The organism is Buchnera aphidicola (Therioaphis trifolii) (genome assembly GCF_005080705.1).
Taxonomy (GTDB): Bacteria; Pseudomonadota; Gammaproteobacteria; order Enterobacterales; family Enterobacteriaceae; genus Buchnera_L; species Buchnera_L aphidicola_X.
In genome coordinates, this window is the sequence record NZ_CP032996.1 from 157461 (window position 1) to 176846 (window position 19386).

Here is a 19386-nt window from a genome sequence, read left to right on the forward strand (position 1 = left end):
ACATGATTATTATATGAAATACTATATGTATAGAAGCTTTTAATTTTTTATTTTTTGTATTATTATAAAATTATTATTCATATAATCAATTTAACATTAATTTAAAATAAATAAAGGAATATTAAGAATGTCTAATTATTCTCAGTATGATATTGATCCTATTGAAACAATTGAATGGATAGATTCTATCGAATCAATTATTTTAAGGGAAGGAGAAGATCGTGCTAAATTTATAATACAAAAATTAATAGAAAAAATGAAAAAACATAATATAAATTATATTATCGATAATTTTGTAACAGATTATATTAATACCATACCAGTTGATCAAGAATTTAAATATCCTGGAGATTTAGATATTGAAAAAAAAATACGATCAGCTATAAGATGGAATGCTATAGTTATGGTATTACGTGCTTCAAATAAAAATTTAGAACTTGGGGGACATTTATCTTCTTTTCAATCCTCTGCTACTATTTATGAAGTTTGTTTTAATCATTTTTTTAAAGCTGCAAATAAAAATTTTGATGGTGATTTAATATATTTTCAAGGACATATTTCACCTGGAATTTATTCTAGAGCTTTTTTGGAAGGTAGATTAACTGAAGAACAAATGAATAATTTTCGTCAAGAAATTTCAGGTAATGGTTTATCTTCTTATCCTCATCCAAAACTTATGCCTAATTTTTGGCAATTTCCAACTGTTTCTATGGGTTTAAGTCCAATTAGTTCTATTTATCAAGCTAAATTTTTAAAATATCTTGAGAATAGAAATTTAAAAGATACTAAAAATAGAACAGTATATGCTTTCTTAGGTGATGGAGAAATGGATGAACCTGAATCTAAGGGTGCAATTAATATTGCTTCTAGAGAAAAATTAAATAATTTAATTTATGTAATAAATTGTAATTTACAAAGATTAGATGGTCCAGTTATAGGTAATGGTAAAATTATTAATGAATTAGAAAGTTTATTTTATGGTGCAGGTTGGGAAGTAATTAAAGTTATTTGGGGTGATCGTTGGGATTCTTTATTAAAAAAAGATTGTAGTGGTAAATTAATTAAATTAATGAATGAGACTTTAGATGGAGATTATCAAAATTTTAAATCAAAAAATGGAGCATACATTAGAAAACATTTTTTTGGAAAATATCCTGAAACATTAGAATTAGTAAAAAATATGTCTGATCAAGATATTTGGTCATTAAATCGCGGTGGACATGATCCGAAAAAAATTTTTTCTGCTTTTAAAAAAGCAAAACAATCACAAGATAAACCTGTTGTAATTTTAGTACATACAATTAAAGGTTATGGAATGGGAAATATAGCAGAAGGAAAAAATACTGCACACCAAGTTAAAAAAATGAATACAGAAGATTTAATATATTTTTGTAAACGATTCAATGTACCTATTGAAAAGAAAAATATTTCTTCTCTTCCATATATTATATTTCCTAAAAATTCTCCTGAATATATTTATTTACATCAAAAAAGAAGTCAATTAGGTGGTTATCTTCCATCTAGAATTGAAAAATTTACTGAAAATTTAATATTACCAACGTTGCAAGATTTTAAATCATTATTTTTAGAACAAAAAAGAAAAATATCTACTACTATAGTTTTTGTTCGTATATTAAATATATTATTAAATTTACCTATTTTAAAGGATCGAATTGTTCCAATTATTGCTGATGAAGCTCGAACATTTGGTATGGAAGGTTTATTTCGAAAAATTGGGATTTATAATTTTAATGGACAAAAATATATTCCTCAAGATAAAAATCAATTATCATATTATAAAGAGGATAAAAATGGTCAAATATTACAAGAAGGTATTAATGAATTAGGAGCTGCTGCATCATGGTTAGCTGCAGCTACTTCATATAGTAGTAATAATTTTCCAATGATTCCATTTTATATTTATTATTCTATGTTTGGTTTTCAAAGAATTGGAGATTTGTGTTGGGCTGCTGGTGATCAACAAGCGCGCGGTTTTTTAATTGGAGGAACATCAGGAAGAACAACTTTAAATGGAGAAGGTTTACAACATGAAGATGGTCATAGTCATATTCATTTTTTAACTGTTCCTAATTGTATTTCTTATGATCCATCATATTCTTATGAAATGGCTGTAATTATTCAAGATGGATTACAAAGAATGTATGGACCTAATCAAGAAAATATTTATTATTATATTACTACTATGAATGAAAATTATTTTATGCCTGCAATGCCTAAAAATGTTGAAGAAGGTATAAAAAAAGGAATTTATAAGTTATATTCATTAACTAACACAAAAGGAAAAGTACAATTAATGGGTTCAGGAGCAATATTAAGAAGTGTAAGACAAGCAGCTGATATTTTATATAAAAATTATCAAATTGGTTCTGATGTTTATAGTGTCACATCTTTTACAGAATTAGCAAGAGATGGACAAGATTGTGAGAGATGGAATATGTTAAATCCAGATAAAAAATCTAAAATTCCTTATATTACAAAAATTATGAATTCTGCTCCTGCTGTTGCTGTTACTGATTATATGAAAATTTTTGCTGATCAAGTACGAAATTATATTCCTGCTATAAAATATCGTGTTTTAGGAACTGATGGTTTTGGACGTTCTGATAGTCGTGAAAATTTACGTAATTATTTTGAAATAAGTTCTCATTATATTGTTATTGCTGCATTAACAGAATTATTAAATTGTAATATAATAGATAAAAAAATTATTCTTGATGCAATATTAAAATTTAATATTGATATAAGAAAAATTAATCCACGTTTAGCATAAGAGGTTAAATTTAGTGGATACTGAAATTAAAATTCCAGATATTGGTATAGATCATGCTGAAATAGTAGATATTTTAGTCAGCGTTAATGATATCATTAAAAAAGAACAAAGTGTGATTGTTATAGAAGGTGAAAAAGCTTCTATGGAGATTCCGTCTCCTTATGAAGGTAAAATAAAAGAAATTAAAGTAAAGGTTTCTGATATTGTACAAAAAGATTCTGTTATTATGATAATAGAAAATATTAATAATTCTATTATTAATCAAGATGCATCTAATTGTGTCGTTAATGAATCTTTAGAATTAAATAATACTAATTATATAATACATGCTTCACCTTTAATTAGAAGATTATCACGTTCTTTAAATATTGATTTGAAGAATATTTCTGGAAGTGGTAGAAAAAATCGAATTATTAAACAAGATATTGATAAATATATTAAAAATATTAGTAAAAATAATATTTCAAGTACATTTAATAATAATAATAATAATATTTCAAAAAATTTTGATTTTAGTAAATTTGGTTCAGTTGAAATAATTAAATTAAATAAAATAAAAAAAATATCTGGAAAATTATTATCAAAAAATTGGACTACTATTCCTCATGTTACACAATTTGATGAAGTAGATATTACCGATTTAGAAAACTTTAGAATTAAATATAATAAAACTATAAATCATAAAAAAAATAATAAATTAACATTATTAACTTTTATTATTAAAGCAGTTTCTAAAGGATTAGAAAAATTTCCTTACTTCAATAGTTCGATTTCTATAGAAGATGAGATAATTTTTTTAAAAAAATATATTAATATTGGTATAGCAGTTAATACTATTCATGGATTACTTGTTCCTGTTATAAAACATGTTAATAAAAAAACATTATCTGATATTGCTATTGAAATATTAGAAAAATCTAATCAAGCCCGTAAAGGTGAATTAAAAATATCTGATTTACAAGGAGGGTGTTTTACTATTTCTAGTTTAGGTGGTATTGGAGGTATAAATTTTACTCCAATTATTAATTCTTCTGAAGCAGCAATTTTAGGAGTTTCTAAATTTACTTATAAGCCAGTTTGGAATGGAACATCATTTATACCAAAATTAATTTTACCGCTTTCTTTATCTTATGATCATCGTATTATTGATGGCGTAGAAGGTGCACAATTTATTACATTTATTAATACATTATTATCTGATATTAGATTATTATTAATATAATTTTTTTAAATTTTTTTAATAATTTAATATTTAATTTTATAATTATATTTATATTAATATAATATATTTTATTATTTTATTTTTAAGGGTGAAAATGATTCGAGATATTCATATTCAAGTATTAGTTCTTGGATCCGGTCCTGCAGGATATTCAGCAGCTTTTCGTAGTGCTGATTTAGGATTAAGTACAATTTTAGTTGAAAAATATAATCAATTAGGTGGTGTTTGTTTAAATGTTGGTTGTATTCCATCAAAATTTTTATTACATATTGCTAAAGTAATTAAAGAATCACAAGAAATATCTAAACAAGGTGTTGTTTTTAGTGATCCAAAAATTGATTTTAATTTAATAAAAAAAAATAAAGATAAAATAATTAATACTTTATCTAATGGATTAAAATCACTATCAAAAATGAGAAAAGTAGATATTATAAATGGAATAGGTACTTTTATAGATTCAAAAACAGTATTAGTAAAAAATAATAAAGAAAATATACATATTCATTTTCAAGATGTAATTATTGCTACTGGATCTAAACCTATTACATTACCTAATATACCTAATGATTCTAATTATATTTGGAATTCCACTCAAGCATTATCTCTTAATACTATTCCAAAAAAATTATTAATCATTGGGTCAGGAATTATTGGTTTAGAAATGGCTACTTTTTATAGTGCAATTGGTTCAAAAGTTGATGTTATTGATCGGTGTGATCAAGTTTTACCATTTTTAGATCAAGATATTATTAAAATATTTTTAAAAGAAATAAAAAATAATTTTAATATTTTATTAGGAACTAATATTGATAATATCTTTGTAAAAGATAATCAAGTTTTTGTTACTTTATCTAATAAAATTAATAAAGAAAAAAAAATATATGATGCTATATTAATAGCAGTTGGAAGAATTCCAAATATAAAAGAATTATCATTAGATAAGATTGGAGTTATCGTTGATAAAAATAACTTTATTATAGTAGATGATCAATTTAAAACTAACATTCCTAATATTTATGCTATTGGTGATGTTATTGGTCAACCAATGCTAGCTCATAAAGGAATCCATCAAGGTCATATTGTTTCAGAAGTTATTTCTGGTTATAAACATTATTTTGATCCTATTGCAATCCCATCAGTAGCTTATACTGATCCTGAAATTGCATGGGTAGGTATACATGAAAATGAAGCAATTAAAAGAAATATAAATTATGAAGTTGCAACATTTCCCTGGAATGCTTCTGGACGTGCAATTGTTTCAAATTGTTCAAATGGTATAACTAAATTAATTATTAATAAAGATAATCGTAAAGTTATTGGAGGAATACTTGTTGGTAGACAAGCAGGTGAATTATTATCTGAAATTACATTAGCTATTGAAATGGGTTGTGATATAGAAGATATTTCATTAACTATTCATCCTCATCCAACATTATGTGAATCAATTGGTTTAACAGCACAAATTTTACAAGGTACTGTTACAGATTTAATGAATTTAAAAATTTAATTTAATATTTTAATTTGAAATAATTATATTATATAATAAAGAATTATTTGTAATTTTATTCAAATAATTCTTTATAATATTTTATACAATTATTTTATTTTCATATATTCAATTATTTAATATAAAATAATAAAATATTATTATATATTTTATTTATTATAATAAATTTAAAATTTTTTAAGTTAAATATATTATTTATATTATTAATAATTTTCATTTTTAACATTTTATTTTAATATAAATTATATTATATACCAAAAGATGAACCACAACTACATGTTGTTTTTGCATTTGGATTATATACTATAAATTTTGATCCTGATAATGTTTCTTGATAATCAATTATTCCTCCATTAATATAATGTAAACTAATAGCATCGATAATAATATTAAAATTTTTTTTTATTATGATATCATTTTTATTAATTTTATTATCTATTTTAAATTGATATTGAAATCCATTACATCCCCCACCAATAATATATATTCGAAATTTTAATGTTTGATTTTTTTTTATTAATTTTAAAATTTTATAATTTGCTGATTGAGTAAATTTTATTTTTAAATTTATTGAATTTATCATATTTTAAATTTTTTCATTTTTTGAGAATATTATTTTTTCTTAAAAAAGACGGAATATCTAAATAATTTGATTTTATTTTTTTAATTTCTATATTTTTTTGATTATTTTTTTTTATCCCTAAATTGAAATTTTGATATCGATAGTCTGTTGATTTTTTTTCTTTATTAGAAATATTTTTATTTGAAAAAATATTATTTTTATTTTGATTTTCTGATCCAATACCAGTAGCAACTACTGTAACTCGTAATGAATCATTCATATCAGGATCAAGAGATGTTCCAATAACTACAGTCGCATTATCTGATGAAAATGATCTTACAGTATTACCTACAGTTTCAAATTCATCTAATCTTAAATCTATTCCAGCTGTAATATTAACTAAAACTCCTCTTGCTCCTGATAAATCAATATCTTCTAATAATGGGCTAGAAATAGCAATTTCTGATGCTTCTTCTGCTCTATTATCTCCAGAAGATAATCCTGTTCCCATCATTGCATAACCCATTTCAGACATTACTGTTCTAACATCAGCAAAATCTACATTCATTAATCCAGGTTTAGTAATTAATTCTGCAATTCCCTGAACAGCACCTCTAAGTACATTATTTGCTGCACTAAATGCATCTAAAAGAGAAATACCTCGATTTAATACTTTTAATAATTTATCATTTGGTATTATAATAAGAGAATCAACATATTTAGATAATTCTAGAATACCTTGATCAGCAAATATCATTCTTTTTTTTCCTTCAAAAATAAATGGTTTAGTAATTACAGCTACTGTTAAGATACCCATTTCTTTTGCAATAGATGCAACTACTGGAGCAGCTCCAGTTCCAGTTCCTCCCCCCATTCCAGCAGCTATAAATACCATATCTGCTCCTTCTAATGCAGCATTAATTGTTTCACGATCTTCTTCTGCAGCATGTTTACCAATTTCTGGATTTGATCCAGCTCCTAAACCTTTTGTAATATTACTTCCAATTTGAATTGTTTGCCCTACTTCAATTTTTTTTAATGCTTGAGCATCAGTATTTATTGCAAAAAATTCTACTCCTTCTATTTTTTCTCTTACCATATGTTCTACAGCATTTCCACCTCCACCTCCAATTCCTAATACTTTAATTATTGCATCATTACTTAATTCAATGGGTTCAAACATAAAATTATCCTATTATTTTTTTAATCCAATTTTGAAGATAATAAAACCATTTTTTTAATATTTTTTTTTTATTTATATTTTTTTTTTTTTTATAATATATTTCTAATCCGTACTTTAATAATCCTATTACTGTTGAATAACTAGGATCAATAATATGATCATTGTATGTTTTAATTTGAATTGGATTTGCAATTCGAATTTTCATATTAAAAATTTTTTTTGCAAGAATTTTTAATGATGTTATTTTTGCTCCTCCTCCTGTTAAAACAATTCCTGATCCAATAATATGCGGTTTTCCTAAATTATGTAATTTTTTTTGTATTTTAAGAATAATATTTTTAATAATATTTAATAGTTCTGAATATCTTGATTCAATAACTTCTATTAAAATATTTTTTTGAATTTTTTTTGTACTAATACCATAAAGATTTGATATTTCAATTAATTCTGATGCTGTAAGAGATGAAAATATAATTGATCCATATTTTTTTTTAATTATTTCAGCGTTTCGAAAAGATGTATTAAATGCATATGCTATATCATTAGTAACAGTATTACCTGCATATGGTATAACTTCACTATGTTGAATAGATCCATTAATATATATTACAATATTAATATTTCCACTACCTATATCAATAACACAAACACCAGATTTTTTTTCTTCTATAGTTAATATTGCTTTACTTGATGCTAATCCAGAAAATATAATTTTTTTTATTTTAAGATTACATTCTTGAATAGCTTTAATTAAATTTTTTTTTAAAGTATTTTTATAAGTAATAAGATGTATATTGACTTGCATTCTATAACCAGATAATCCAATTGGATTTTTTATTCCATGATTTTGATCAATAGAATATTCTTGAGGTATAATATGTAATATATTATAATCATGATTTAATTTAATAGATTTTGCTGTATATATAGCATATTTTATATCACTTTCTGTAACTTCATTTTTATTAATGGGTACGATACCAATTTCATTTTTACATTTTATATATTGATTTGAAAAAGCTAAATATATTGATTTAATATTACATTCTGCAATAATTTCAGCTTCATGTATAACTTGTTTTATACAAGAAATAACAGATTTTAAATTATTTATATTTCCTTTATCTATTCCTTTAGAAGGACATTGTCCTATTCCAATAATATGTATCATATTATTAGATAATATTTCTCCTACTAAAACAACTATTTTAGTTGTTCCTATTTCTAAACCAGCAATTAATATTTTATTTTTATTGTTTATCATGATATCTTTAACCTATTTATAATGTAAAATATGTAATATATTTCATATTAATAATATTATTTATAATATTAATATTAAAATATTTTTAAATATATTAATTATATTAATAATAAAATTTTTTATTTAAAAAAATATTTTATTTTATTTTTTAATATTTTGTGATTTAAATGTAGCTGTTCTTAAAATAGCACTTCTAGATTTAATATTTTTTTTAATTTCTTTTAAGCTTGGAAAGATTCTATGAATATTTTTAAATTTTATATTATACATTTTTTTAATTTGGTTTTCTGATATAGGTAATCCAACTGGAATATTAGGTATTTTATTATATTTATTAATAAATCTTTTAACTATACGATCTTCTAAAGAATGAAAACTAATAATTGATATTTTACCTTTATGATTTAAGAAATTTAATGATTTTTTTAAAAATATATTTAATTCATCTAATTCTTTATTAATAAAAATACGAATTGCTTGAAAACTTTTAGTTGCTGGGTGTTTATTTTTTCTTGGTACTATAGATTCAATAATTTGTGATAATTCTTTTGTTGTAGATATTAATTTTTTTTTTTTAATTATAGAAATTTTATGAGCAATTTTTTTTGCAAATCTTTCTTCTCCAAAATTTTTTAAAACATAATAAATATCTTTTGTATTACTGGAATTAATCCATTTAAATGCTGAGATTTTATCATTTGGATTCATACGCATATCTAATGGACCATCTAAATAAAAAGAAAAACCCCTTTTTTTAGACATAATTTGTAGTGATGAAATTCCTAAATCCAATATCATTCCATCAATTTTATTTTTTAAATTATATTTTTTTAATAATATATCTATATTAGAAAAATTTCCATGAATGATATAAAATCTAGGATCTGATATTTTTTTACCTATTTCAATGGATTGAGGATCTCTATCAATTGCATATAATTTTCCATGTTTTCCTAATTTTTTTAAAATTTCTTTAGAATGTCCCCCGCATCCAAATGTTCCATCAAAATATATACCATTTTTTTTTATTTTTAAAGAATTTATTGATTCATTTAATAAAACTGTTTCATGTATTTTTTTATTCATAATACTATTATCTTATAAATTATAAATATATTATTTAAAAATTAAAATTTTGTTGATTCTTTTATTATTCCAATTATTCCTGATCTTGATATTTCAATAATTTTAGATATTTTTTTAATAATATTTAAAAAATTATTAATTTTTTTACTAGAACCAATAATTTCAATTATATATATATTAGATGTTATATCTATAATTTTTGAATTAAAAACATCAATTATAAGTTTTAATTGTTTAGATATATATCCTGAATTTTTTATTTTAATTAATGCAATTTCTCTTTCTATATAATTATTTTGATTAATTTGAATAACTTTTAATACATTAATTAATTTATGCAATTGTTTTTCAATTTGTTCAATTGTTTTTTTATCTCCATTAGTTTGTATTGTCATACTAGAAAGTGTTGTATCTTCTGTTGGAGATACCGTAATACTTTCTATATTATATCCTCGTTGTGAAAATAATCCTATTACTCTTGATAAAGAACCTGGTTCATTTTCTAATAGTATTAATAATATATGTTTCATATTATGTATTTCCTAATTTTCTTAATCTCATTTTATTCATTCCTCCACCTTTTATTTGCATAGGATAGACATTTTCTAAAGGATCAACTATAATATCTACAAATACTAAATATCCATATAATAATTTTTTTATAGCTTTTTTTAATTTTTTTTCTACTTCATTATTATTTTTAATAGAAATTCCAATATGTCCATATGATTCGGATAATTTAATAAAATTAGGTAATGATTTCATATATGAATGTGAATGTCTGCCTTTATAAATTATATCCTGCCATTGTTTTACCATTCCTAAAGCATTATTATTTAAATTTAATATTAATATTGGTAATTTATATTGCACCGCTGTTGATAATTCCTGTATATTCATTTGTATACTTCCATCTCCTGTTATACAAATAACAATTTCATTTGGAAATGCTAATTTGACACCTAAAGCTGCTGGTAATCCAAATCCCATTGTTCCTAATCCACCTGAATTAATCCATCTTCTTGGTTGATTAAATAAATAATATAATGCTGTAAACATTTGGTGCTGTCCAACATCTGAAGTAATATATACTTCTCCTTTTGTTAAATTCCATAAAGTTTCTATTACATATTGTGGTTTAATTTTTATATGTTTTTTATTATATTGTAAACTATTGATTTTTCTCCATATTTTTATATTATCCCACCATTTTTTTAAATTATTTGAAATAATAGTATTTTTTTTTTTATTTAATATTGTGAGTATATTTTTTAGAATTTTTTTTGCATCACCTACAATTGGTACATCTGCTTTTATAGTTTTTGATATTGAAGTTGGATCAATATCAATATGTAAAATTTTTGCATTTGGACAATATTTTTTTAAATTATTTGTTGTACGATCATCAAAACGTACTCCAATAGCAAAAATTACATCAGAATGATGCATAGCCATATTTGCTTCATAAGTTCCATGCATACCTAACATATGTAAATTTTGAGGATGTTTTCCTGGAAATGCACCTAATGCCATTAAAGAAGTAGTTACTGGAATATTTAAAATTTCTGCTATTTTAGTTATTTCTTTAGTACTATTAGAAGAAATTATACCTCCACCTATATAAATAATTGGTTTTTTTGCATTCATTAAAATTTGTATTATTTTTTTAATTTGTCCTTTATGTCCTTTTACAGTAGGATTATAAGCTCTAATATAAATATTTTTAGGCCAATGATATATTTTTTTATTATTTTGATTTAAAATATTTTTTGGTAAATCTATTACAATTGGTCCTGGTCGGCCTGTAGAAGCTAACCAAAATGATTTTTTAAATATTATTGGAATATCTTCAGTTTTTTGAACTAAAAAACTATGTTTAACAATAGGTCTAGAAATTCCTAACATATCACATTCTTGGAATGCATCATATCCAATTAATGACGCATCTACTTGTCCAGAAATAATTACCATAGGAATAGAATCCATATAAGCTGTTGCAATTCCTGTAATAGCATTTGTTGCTCCTGGTCCAGATGTAACTAAAACAACTCCTATTTTTCCTGTTGCTCTAGCATATCCATCTGCCATATGCGTAGCACCTTGTTCATGTCGTACTAATATATGTTTAATGAATTTATTATCTTTTAATGCATCATAAATATCTAAAACAGCTCCTCCAGGATAACCAAAAATATATTCTATTCCTTGATCAATTAATGAATGAATGACCATTTCTGATCCTGATAATAATTTCATTATTTTTCCTTAATTTTTATAAATAAATATTCTTTTATTTTAAATATATTATATTAATAATTATCTTAATATAATCTGTATAATATGTTCAGATCCATATTTTTTTTGGATCTGAATTCTTTTTTTTAAATTATTTAATATCGCGTAATAATTGATTGATTCCTACTTTTTTTAATGTTTTTTCATCTACTTTTTTTACAATTACTGCACAATATAAATTATATTTTTTATTTTTTGATGGTAAAGTTCCAGAAACAACAACTGAACCAGATGGAATTCTTCCATAAGTAATTTCATCGGTTTCTCTATTATAAATTTTTGTACTTTGTCCAATGTATACACCCATAGAAATTACTGATCCTTTTTCTATAATTACCCCTTCTACAATTTCTGATCTTGCTCCAATAAAACAATTATCTTCAATAATAGTTGGATTATTTTGTATTGGTTCTAATACTCCTCCTATTCCAACTCCTCCAGAGATATGAACATTTTTTCCAATATGTGCACATGAACCAATAGTAGCCCATGTATCAATCATAGTATTTTCATCAATATATGCTCCAATATTGACATAACAAGGCATTAATACACTGTTTTTGCCAATAAAAGATCCTTTTCTTATTGTTGCTGGAGGTACAATTCGAATATTATTTTTTTTTATTTTATCTTTTTGAATATTTTTATATTTTAAATCAATTTTATCATAAAAATTATTTTTTATTCCAGGAATAATTTTATTTTTTTTAATACAAAAATATAATAAAATAGCTTTTTTTAACCATTGATTTGTGATCCAATTATTGGATATTTTTTCTGATATTTTTAGTATTCCGCAATCAAGTAAATGAATTGTTTCTTCTATTGCATTGTAAATATTAATATCAATATTTTTATTATTTATTTTATCTTTTATTTTAAATGTTTCATTAATAATATTTTTTAATTTTTCCATAAATATTAATTTTTTCCTATTAAATTATTTATTTAAATATAAATAATAAATTTTTATTATTTATAAATTAATATATATTTTTTTTATTTTTTCACTTATTCTTTTTGTTAAAATTTCACATCCGTTTTGAGTAATTAAAATAGTATGTTCATATTGTGCTGATAAACAATTATCTTTAGTACAAACAGTCCAATGATCATCCATACAAAACACTTCTTGACTTCCAGCATTAATAATTGGTTCAATAGTAAATATCATGCCTTTTTTTAAAATGATATTATCATCATAATTATCATAATGTAAAATATTAGGTTTTTCATGAAAATTCATTCCAATACCATGTCCACAATATTCTTTTACAATAGAAAAAGGTGTTTTTTTAATATAATTTTCTATAGTTTTACCAATAACATTTAATGGTAATCCTGGTTTTATTACTGAAAATGTAATATATAAACTTTTTTTTGCTACTTGACATAATTTTTTTGCTATTTTATTTGTTTTTCCAACAATAAACATTTTTGAAGTATCAGCATAGTACTTATTTTTTATAATTGTAATATCAATATTTACAATATCTCCATTTTTTAATTTTCTTTCATTTGGTATTCCATGACATACCACTTCATTAACAGAAATACAAGTTGATTTAGGAAATCCATTATATCCTAAACAACCTGAAATAGCTTTTTGTTCTTTAGTAATATAATTATGACAAATACGATCTAATTCTGAAGTTGTAATATCTGAAACAACATATGGTTTAATTTTTTGTAATACTTCACTAGCTAAATATCCAGATATTCTCATTTTTTCAATTTCTTGATTATTTTTTATATAAATATTCATTTTTATTTTATTTAAGTTATGATTAATAAAAAAATAATAATTTATTTTTTTACAATAAAATTAGTATTTTATATTTAAAAATTTTTATTATATTAATTAATATTTTAATAAAATTAAATATATTATATAATAGTATTTTATAATATTTTTCTATAATATATTATATTTTTTATATAAAATATATAATATTATTTTTTAAATAATTAATTAAAATAAAAAAATTTAAAAATTTATGAGGTAATAATTTTGAATATAATTACTGTTAATGATATGATAAAAGCTGGTGTACATTTTGGACATCAAACTCGATATTGGAATCCTAAAATGAAACCATTTATTTTTGGAGAACGTAATAATATACATATTATTAATTTAGAAAAAACTATTTCTATGTTTAATACTGCATTATTAGAATTACGAAAAATTTTTTTAAAAAAAAAAAAAATATTATTTATTGGAACTAAAAAATCTGCTAGTGAAATGATTAAAAAAGTAGCAATACGTTGTAATCAATTTTATGTTAATAAAAGATGGTTAGGAGGAATGTTAACTAATTGGAAAACTGTACGTCAATCTATTCAAAGATTAAAAGAATTAGAAATTCAAATAAAAGATGGAACATTATCTAAATTAACTAAAAAAGAGGGTTTATTAAGAACAAAAGAATTATTAAGATTAGAAAATAGTTTAGGAGGTATTAAAAATATGGGTAGTTTACCTGATGTTCTTTTTATCATTGATGCCCATCATGAACGTATTGCTATTAAAGAAGCAAATAATTTAGGAATTCCTATTTTTTCTATTGTCGATACTAATTCTGATCCAGATGGTATAGATTTTGTAATTCCAGGAAATGATGATGCTATTCGTGCTGTAAATTTATATTTAAATACTATAATAAAATTTATATTTAAAAATAATGTTTAAAATATAATATAAATTAATAAAATTAAATATCAAATTTTAATAATTTATATTAATTTAATTAATTAACTTTTTTATTTTTAAATTAAGGAATCAATAATGCATATTAATTCTGAACTTATAAAAAAATTAAGATTAAAATCAGGAATTGGTATTATGGAATGTAAAAAAGCATTATTATTAGCTAATGGAGATATTCAAAAAGCAATTTTTATTTTAAAAAAAAATGGAAATATTAAAGCAGAAAATAAAATTAAAAATATTGCATTAAGAGGTATAATTTCAACATCTATAAATAATGGATATTCTTGTATTTTAGAATTAAATTGTGAAACTGATTTTGTAGAAAAACATATTGATTTTATTAAATTTTCAAAAGAAATATTATTAATAGCATATAATCAACAAATTAAAGATTTATTAAATTTAAGAAAAATATTTGAAGAACAAAGAATTATGTTAGTTTCTAAATTTAGTGAAAATATTATTATTCGTAGATTTCAAGCTTTTTTTAGTAATAAAATTACTTCTTATGTTCATAGAAATAGAATTGGTGTATTAGTAGAATCAAATTTTAAAAATAAAGATAATATTAAAAAAATTGCTATGCATATTGCAGCTAATAATCCAGATTATTTAAGTCGTAATGATATTCCAAGTGAAGTTATTAAAAAAGAAAAAAAAATACAATTAGAAATAGCTTTATCTTCAGGTAAACCTTTATCTATAGCAAAAAAAATAGTTGATGGAAGGATGGAAAAATTTTTTAAAAAAATATGTTTATTAGAACAACAATGTGTTTTTAATATTGAAAAAAAAATTAAAGATTTCATTTTTGAAAATAATGGAAAAATTTTTAATTTTATTCGTTTTGAATTAGGTGAAGAATTTTAAAAAATATTTTATAATATAATAATATAATTTTAAAAATAAAATTGTGATATTAAAAATGAAATTTATATATAAACGTATTTTATTTAAAATTAGTGGAGAAGTTATTAAAAATATTAATAATAAAAAATTTCAGAATTCTATTATTTTTAATATTATTAAAGATATTAAATATTTAATTAAACATGGTATTGAAATTAGTATTATAATTGGTGGAGGTAATTTATTTAGAGGATCTGAATTAACTAAAATCGGTATTAATAGAATTACAGCTGATTATATTGGAATATTATCAACTGTAATTAATGGATTATTTTTAAAAGATTTATTTAATAAATATAATATTTCTGTATGTTTAATGTCTTCTAATATTGTCAATGATGTATGTGAAAAATATAATTTAGAAAAAGCTATAAATTTATTATCTAATTCTGTTGTTGTAATTTTTTGCGGGGGTTTTGGTTATCCATTTTTTACAACAGATTCAGCTGCATGTTTAAGAGCAATTGAAACGTGTTCTGATATTATTTTAAAAGGTACTCAAGTCAATGGTGTATATTCTAAAGATCCCAAAAATTATAAAAATGCTATTTTATATGATAAATTAAATTATCAAGATGTTTTAAAAAATGAATTTAAAATTATGGATTTAACAGCATTTATATTAGCTAGAGATCATAATATTCCAATTTGTATTTTTAATATTTATAATAAAAAGGCTTTAATACGTATTTTATTTGGAGAAAAAGAAGGCACAATAATTCATAATAATATTTAAATATGTTATTATTTTTTTATTATATATAATATATTTATTTAAAATTTTTATTTGGATGAATATATGGAATATGATATTATTAAAAATATAAAACTTCGTATGGAAAAATGTATAGAAAAATTTAATATTAATATTAATAATATTCGTGTTGGTCGTATTTCTACTAAATTATTAGATAAAATTAAAATAGAATATTATGGTGTGAAAAAAAAAATAAAAGAATTATCAAATATTACAATTGAAAATTCTAATACATTAAAAATAACTGTATTTGATAAAAATATTATTCGAGAAATTGAAAAAAAAATATTTCATTCAAATTTAGGTGTAACTCCAATAGTAAATAATAACTTTATTAAAATTATTGTACCTCCAATTACAGAAGAAAGGAGAAAAAAAATTGTTAAAGACATTCAAATAGAATCGGAATATACTCGTATTAATATTAGAAATATTCGTCGAGATGCAAATAATTTTTTAAAAAAATCAGTAAAGAATAAAACTATTAATATAGATATAGAATATAATATTCAAAATGAAATACAAAATTTAACAAATTATTATATTAATAAAATTAATTCTTTATTAAGTAAAAAAGAATTAGAAATTATGAAAATATAAAATAAAAATATTTATTATATTATTTTTTAAAATTTTTTATTAATTTAAATGTAAAGTGAAAATTTTTATGATAAGATTTATATTTCTATTTTATTTATTTTTTTGTAATACAATTAGTATTTCTGAAGCTAATATTAAAATTAAAACAATACATAATATAAATTTAAAAAAAATATATCATTTAAATAAATATAATACTGTTAAAAATATTAATATTAAAAAAAATTTATTAAATAAGATTCATGATACAAATTTAAAATTATCATCTAAAAATATTTTAAATAATACAATAAAAACAAATCTAAACAATAATAATTCATTATTTATATTAGAAAATGATCCAATTATTTCAAATATTTCTTGTTTTGGAAATCATGAGATTAATAAACATACAATTTTAAATCAATGTAAATTTTTAGGATTTAAAGTTCATAGTATGTTAAATAAAAAATTAATAAATCAATTACAAAATAATTTAAAAAATATTTATAATAATATTGGTTTATATGATGCAAAAATTAATATTGATTATGAATTTATAAAATATAATTCAGTCATTTTAAAAATTAATATATTTGAAGGAAATTACAGAATATTACAAGATATTCATATTTTTGGGAATAAATTATTTTCAAAAAATTTTATTATTTCATTATTTCAATCCTATCCAAATTATTTTCAAAGAAAAATATTTAATAATAATACATATGATAATGATATTTTTCAGATGGATTTAAAAAAATTAAAACATTTTTATTATGAAAATGGATATGTTAATTTTAAAATTAAAAAAGTTAATTTTGTATTATCAAAAAATAAACGTGATTTATCAATAAATATTATTATTGATGAAGGTCATCAATATAATATATCTTCTATAATTTTTCATGGAGATTTTGAAAATTATACAAATAAAATTTATGATCAATTATCAAATATAAAAATACATGATAAATATAATTTATATGATATTCAAAATTTTAAAAATAAATTAAAAATTTATTTTTTAAATCATGGTTTTTTAAAATTTAATATCAATACTTGTTCTATTTTAAATAAAAAAAATAAATCTATAATTTTACATATTTATATTAATTTAGGACCAAGATTTACTGTTAATAAAATTGAAATTAAAGGAAATAAATTTACTAAAGATAAAATATTAAATAATTTTATTAAAGATATATCATTAGGTTCATATGTAAATTTACCATTATTAAAACAAATAAAATGTGATATTGAAAATTCTGGATATATAAGAAATGTTGTTGTTGATATTAATCCATCAAAACATTTTTCAGATAAAATAGATATTATATATAAAATTAAAGAAAAAAAATTGAATGATATTAATACAGATGTAGGATATAATATTTTTAATGGAATAAATATTAATTTAAAATTACAACATAATAATTATTTAGGTTACGGAATTCAAACAATAGTTAATACTTTTCATAATAATGATGAAAATTCTATTGATTTATCATTAAAATATCCAAACATTTTTAAAAATGTTACTTTAAATAATCGTATTTTTTATCATCTTGAGAAAAGTAAAGATAATAAATTTTATTATTTAATGAATCAAAATTATGGTTCAGAAACAGGTTTAAAATTTCAAAATTTTAAAAATCATATTATGAATGTAAGTTTAAATTATAATAAAGAAAATTTTTTACATTTAGGTAATTCTTTTTTTTCTTGGAAAGATTTCCGATTTATAAAAATGAATAATAATAATAATAATCAAGTTATTTTAAATAAAAATAATTCTAATACTATAATTTTATATTCATGGTTATATAATACTTTACCTAATGTAAATTTTCCAAAATCTGGTAGTTCAGTATCTGTTGAAGGAAAGTTATTCTTTAACAAATATTTTAAAAATTTTCATAAAGAGGTATTTTCTTTAGAAAATTATAGTTCTATATTTAAAAATTTAGGATGTACTTTAAAAACTCGTATTCATGTTGGTATAGAATCTTCGTTGAACATAAATGATATTCCAAATTATGAACGTTTTTACATGGAAGGAGAAAATAATATAAGAGGGTTTATTAATAATAGTATTAAACCTGAAATTTCATGTGTAGATAAAAATGATAATGTAAATGATAATACATCTAATTTAGTAAAATTAAATCATAAAATAGGTGGTAATAGTTTTATTATTAGTAAAATTGATTTAATAATACCAAATTTATTTATTTTAAAAAATTATAATAATTTTTTACAAACTTCTTTATTTTTTGATTGTGGAAATATTTGGAATGTACATTGGAATGATTCTATATATAATGTATTTCATAATATTAAAAATATCAATATTATTAATAATGTACGTGCTTCAACAGGAATTGAAACTATTATAATGTCTCCAATTGGACCTTTAAAATTTTCATATTCATATCCTATATTATATGAATTAACAGATTTATTAAAAAATTTTCAATTTAATATTTATAATAATTAATATTTAAAATTAATTTTA

The 19386-nt window shown here is 20.9% G+C and carries 16 protein-coding genes; 8 read left to right on the forward strand and 8 right to left on the reverse strand.

The window, feature by feature from the left end; all coding sequences use genetic code 11:
* The first annotated feature begins 127 nt into the window (after nt 1-127).
* From aceE to lpdA, 3 genes are all read left to right on the forward strand, one after another.
* Nucleotides 128-2791 carry a pyruvate dehydrogenase (acetyl-transferring), homodimeric type gene (aceE, locus tag D9V81_RS00740; RefSeq protein ID WP_158349411.1) on the forward strand — a complete coding sequence of 888 codons (2664 nt, stop codon included), beginning with the start codon at nt 128-130 and terminating at the stop codon, nt 2789-2791.
* Between the two features lie 13 nt (nt 2792-2804).
* The gene (locus D9V81_RS00745) at nt 2805-4013 is read left to right on the forward strand and encodes a 2-oxo acid dehydrogenase subunit E2 (RefSeq protein ID WP_158349412.1); all 1209 of its coding nucleotides are present in this window, start codon (nt 2805-2807) and stop codon (nt 4011-4013) included.
* Between the two features lie 94 nt (nt 4014-4107).
* Nucleotides 4108-5520 carry a dihydrolipoyl dehydrogenase gene (lpdA, locus tag D9V81_RS00750; RefSeq protein ID WP_158349413.1) on the forward strand — a complete coding sequence of 471 codons (1413 nt, stop codon included), beginning with the start codon at nt 4108-4110 and terminating at the stop codon, nt 5518-5520.
* A 247-nt stretch (nt 5521-5767) separates the two neighbouring features.
* On the opposite strand, the gene erpA is transcribed toward lpdA, so the two are convergent.
* The 8 genes from erpA to map all read right to left on the reverse strand — a co-directional run bounded on the left by erpA (nt 5768) and on the right by map (nt 13675).
* Nucleotides 5768-6103 carry an iron-sulfur cluster insertion protein ErpA gene (gene erpA, locus D9V81_RS00755; protein ID WP_158349414.1) on the reverse strand — a complete coding sequence of 112 codons (336 nt, stop codon included), beginning with the start codon at nt 6101-6103 and terminating at the stop codon, nt 5768-5770.
* A gap of 13 nt (nt 6104-6116) precedes the next feature.
* Nucleotides 6117-7265: a cell division protein FtsZ gene (gene ftsZ, locus D9V81_RS00760; protein ID WP_158349415.1), complete on the reverse strand. Its 1149-nt coding sequence runs from the start codon at nt 7263-7265 to the stop codon at nt 6117-6119.
* A gap of 4 nt (nt 7266-7269) precedes the next feature.
* Nucleotides 7270-8529 (reverse strand): cell division protein FtsA, encoded by a 1260-nt coding sequence (gene ftsA / locus D9V81_RS00765; protein WP_158349416.1) that lies wholly within the window; start codon nt 8527-8529, stop codon nt 7270-7272.
* A gap of 141 nt (nt 8530-8670) precedes the next feature.
* The gene (rsmH, locus tag D9V81_RS00770; RefSeq protein WP_187306092.1) at nt 8671-9615 is read right to left on the reverse strand and encodes a 16S rRNA (cytosine(1402)-N(4))-methyltransferase RsmH; all 945 of its coding nucleotides are present in this window, start codon (nt 9613-9615) and stop codon (nt 8671-8673) included.
* 41 nt (nt 9616-9656) lie between these two features.
* Nucleotides 9657-10145, reverse strand: coding sequence for an acetolactate synthase small subunit (gene ilvN / locus D9V81_RS00775; protein ID WP_158349418.1), 489 nt, complete (start codon nt 10143-10145; stop codon nt 9657-9659).
* A gap of 1 nt (nt 10146) precedes the next feature.
* Nucleotides 10147-11871, reverse strand: coding sequence for a biosynthetic-type acetolactate synthase large subunit (gene ilvB / locus D9V81_RS00780; protein ID WP_158349419.1), 1725 nt, complete (start codon nt 11869-11871; stop codon nt 10147-10149).
* Between the two features lie 130 nt (nt 11872-12001).
* Nucleotides 12002-12826: a 2,3,4,5-tetrahydropyridine-2,6-dicarboxylate N-succinyltransferase gene (gene dapD, locus D9V81_RS00785; protein ID WP_158349420.1), complete on the reverse strand. Its 825-nt coding sequence runs from the start codon at nt 12824-12826 to the stop codon at nt 12002-12004.
* Nucleotides 12827-12886: 60 nt separating this feature from the next.
* Nucleotides 12887-13675, reverse strand: coding sequence for a type I methionyl aminopeptidase (map, locus tag D9V81_RS00790; RefSeq protein ID WP_158349421.1), 789 nt, complete (start codon nt 13673-13675; stop codon nt 12887-12889).
* A gap of 246 nt (nt 13676-13921) precedes the next feature.
* Between map and rpsB the strand changes: the two genes are divergently transcribed.
* The 5 genes from rpsB to bamA all read left to right on the forward strand — a co-directional run bounded on the left by rpsB (nt 13922) and on the right by bamA (nt 19368).
* On the forward strand, nt 13922-14602 hold the full coding sequence (gene rpsB, locus D9V81_RS00795) for a 30S ribosomal protein S2 (protein WP_158349422.1): 681 nt from the start codon (nt 13922-13924) through the stop codon (nt 14600-14602).
* Between the two features lie 96 nt (nt 14603-14698).
* On the forward strand, nt 14699-15493 hold the full coding sequence (gene tsf, locus D9V81_RS00800; protein ID WP_158349423.1) for a translation elongation factor Ts: 795 nt from the start codon (nt 14699-14701) through the stop codon (nt 15491-15493).
* A 55-nt stretch (nt 15494-15548) separates the two neighbouring features.
* A complete protein-coding gene (pyrH, locus tag D9V81_RS00805) occupies nt 15549-16268 on the forward strand; it encodes a UMP kinase (RefSeq protein ID WP_158349424.1) in 720 nt (239 codons plus the stop codon).
* Between the two features lie 63 nt (nt 16269-16331).
* Nucleotides 16332-16889: a ribosome recycling factor gene (gene frr, locus D9V81_RS00810; protein ID WP_158349425.1), complete on the forward strand. Its 558-nt coding sequence runs from the start codon at nt 16332-16334 to the stop codon at nt 16887-16889.
* 67 nt (nt 16890-16956) lie between these two features.
* Nucleotides 16957-19368 (forward strand): outer membrane protein assembly factor BamA, encoded by a 2412-nt coding sequence (gene bamA / locus D9V81_RS00815; protein WP_158349426.1) that lies wholly within the window; start codon nt 16957-16959, stop codon nt 19366-19368.
* Nucleotides 19369-19386: the final 18 nt, after the last annotated feature.

Excerpts from the sequence above, each read along its gene's own strand:
- ilvB (WP_158349419.1), bottom strand. The coding sequence starts at position 11,871 with ATGAAATTATTATCAGGATCAGAAATGGTCATTCATTCATTAATTGAT.
- aceE (WP_158349411.1), top strand. The coding sequence starts at position 128 with ATGTCTAATTATTCTCAGTATGATATTGATCCTATTGAAACAATTGAA.
- dapD (WP_158349420.1), bottom strand. The coding sequence starts at position 12,826 with ATGGAAAAATTAAAAAATATTATTAATGAAACATTTAAAATAAAAGAT.
- pyrH (WP_158349424.1), top strand. The coding sequence starts at position 15,549 with ATGAAATTTATATATAAACGTATTTTATTTAAAATTAGTGGAGAAGTT.
- tsf (WP_158349423.1), top strand. The coding sequence starts at position 14,699 with ATGCATATTAATTCTGAACTTATAAAAAAATTAAGATTAAAATCAGGA.
- erpA (WP_158349414.1), bottom strand. The coding sequence starts at position 6,103 with ATGATAAATTCAATAAATTTAAAAATAAAATTTACTCAATCAGCAAAT.
- ftsZ (WP_158349415.1), bottom strand. The coding sequence starts at position 7,265 with ATGTTTGAACCCATTGAATTAAGTAATGATGCAATAATTAAAGTATTA.
- bamA (WP_158349426.1), top strand. The coding sequence starts at position 16,957 with ATGATAAGATTTATATTTCTATTTTATTTATTTTTTTGTAATACAATT.
- lpdA (WP_158349413.1), top strand. The coding sequence starts at position 4,108 with ATGATTCGAGATATTCATATTCAAGTATTAGTTCTTGGATCCGGTCCT.
- frr (WP_158349425.1), top strand. The coding sequence starts at position 16,332 with ATGGAATATGATATTATTAAAAATATAAAACTTCGTATGGAAAAATGT.
- ilvN (WP_158349418.1), bottom strand. The coding sequence starts at position 10,145 with ATGAAACATATATTATTAATACTATTAGAAAATGAACCAGGTTCTTTA.
- rsmH (WP_187306092.1), bottom strand. The coding sequence starts at position 9,615 with ATGAATAAAAAAATACATGAAACAGTTTTATTAAATGAATCAATAAAT.
- map (WP_158349421.1), bottom strand. The coding sequence starts at position 13,675 with ATGAATATTTATATAAAAAATAATCAAGAAATTGAAAAAATGAGAATA.
- ftsA (WP_158349416.1), bottom strand. The coding sequence starts at position 8,529 with ATGATAAACAATAAAAATAAAATATTAATTGCTGGTTTAGAAATAGGA.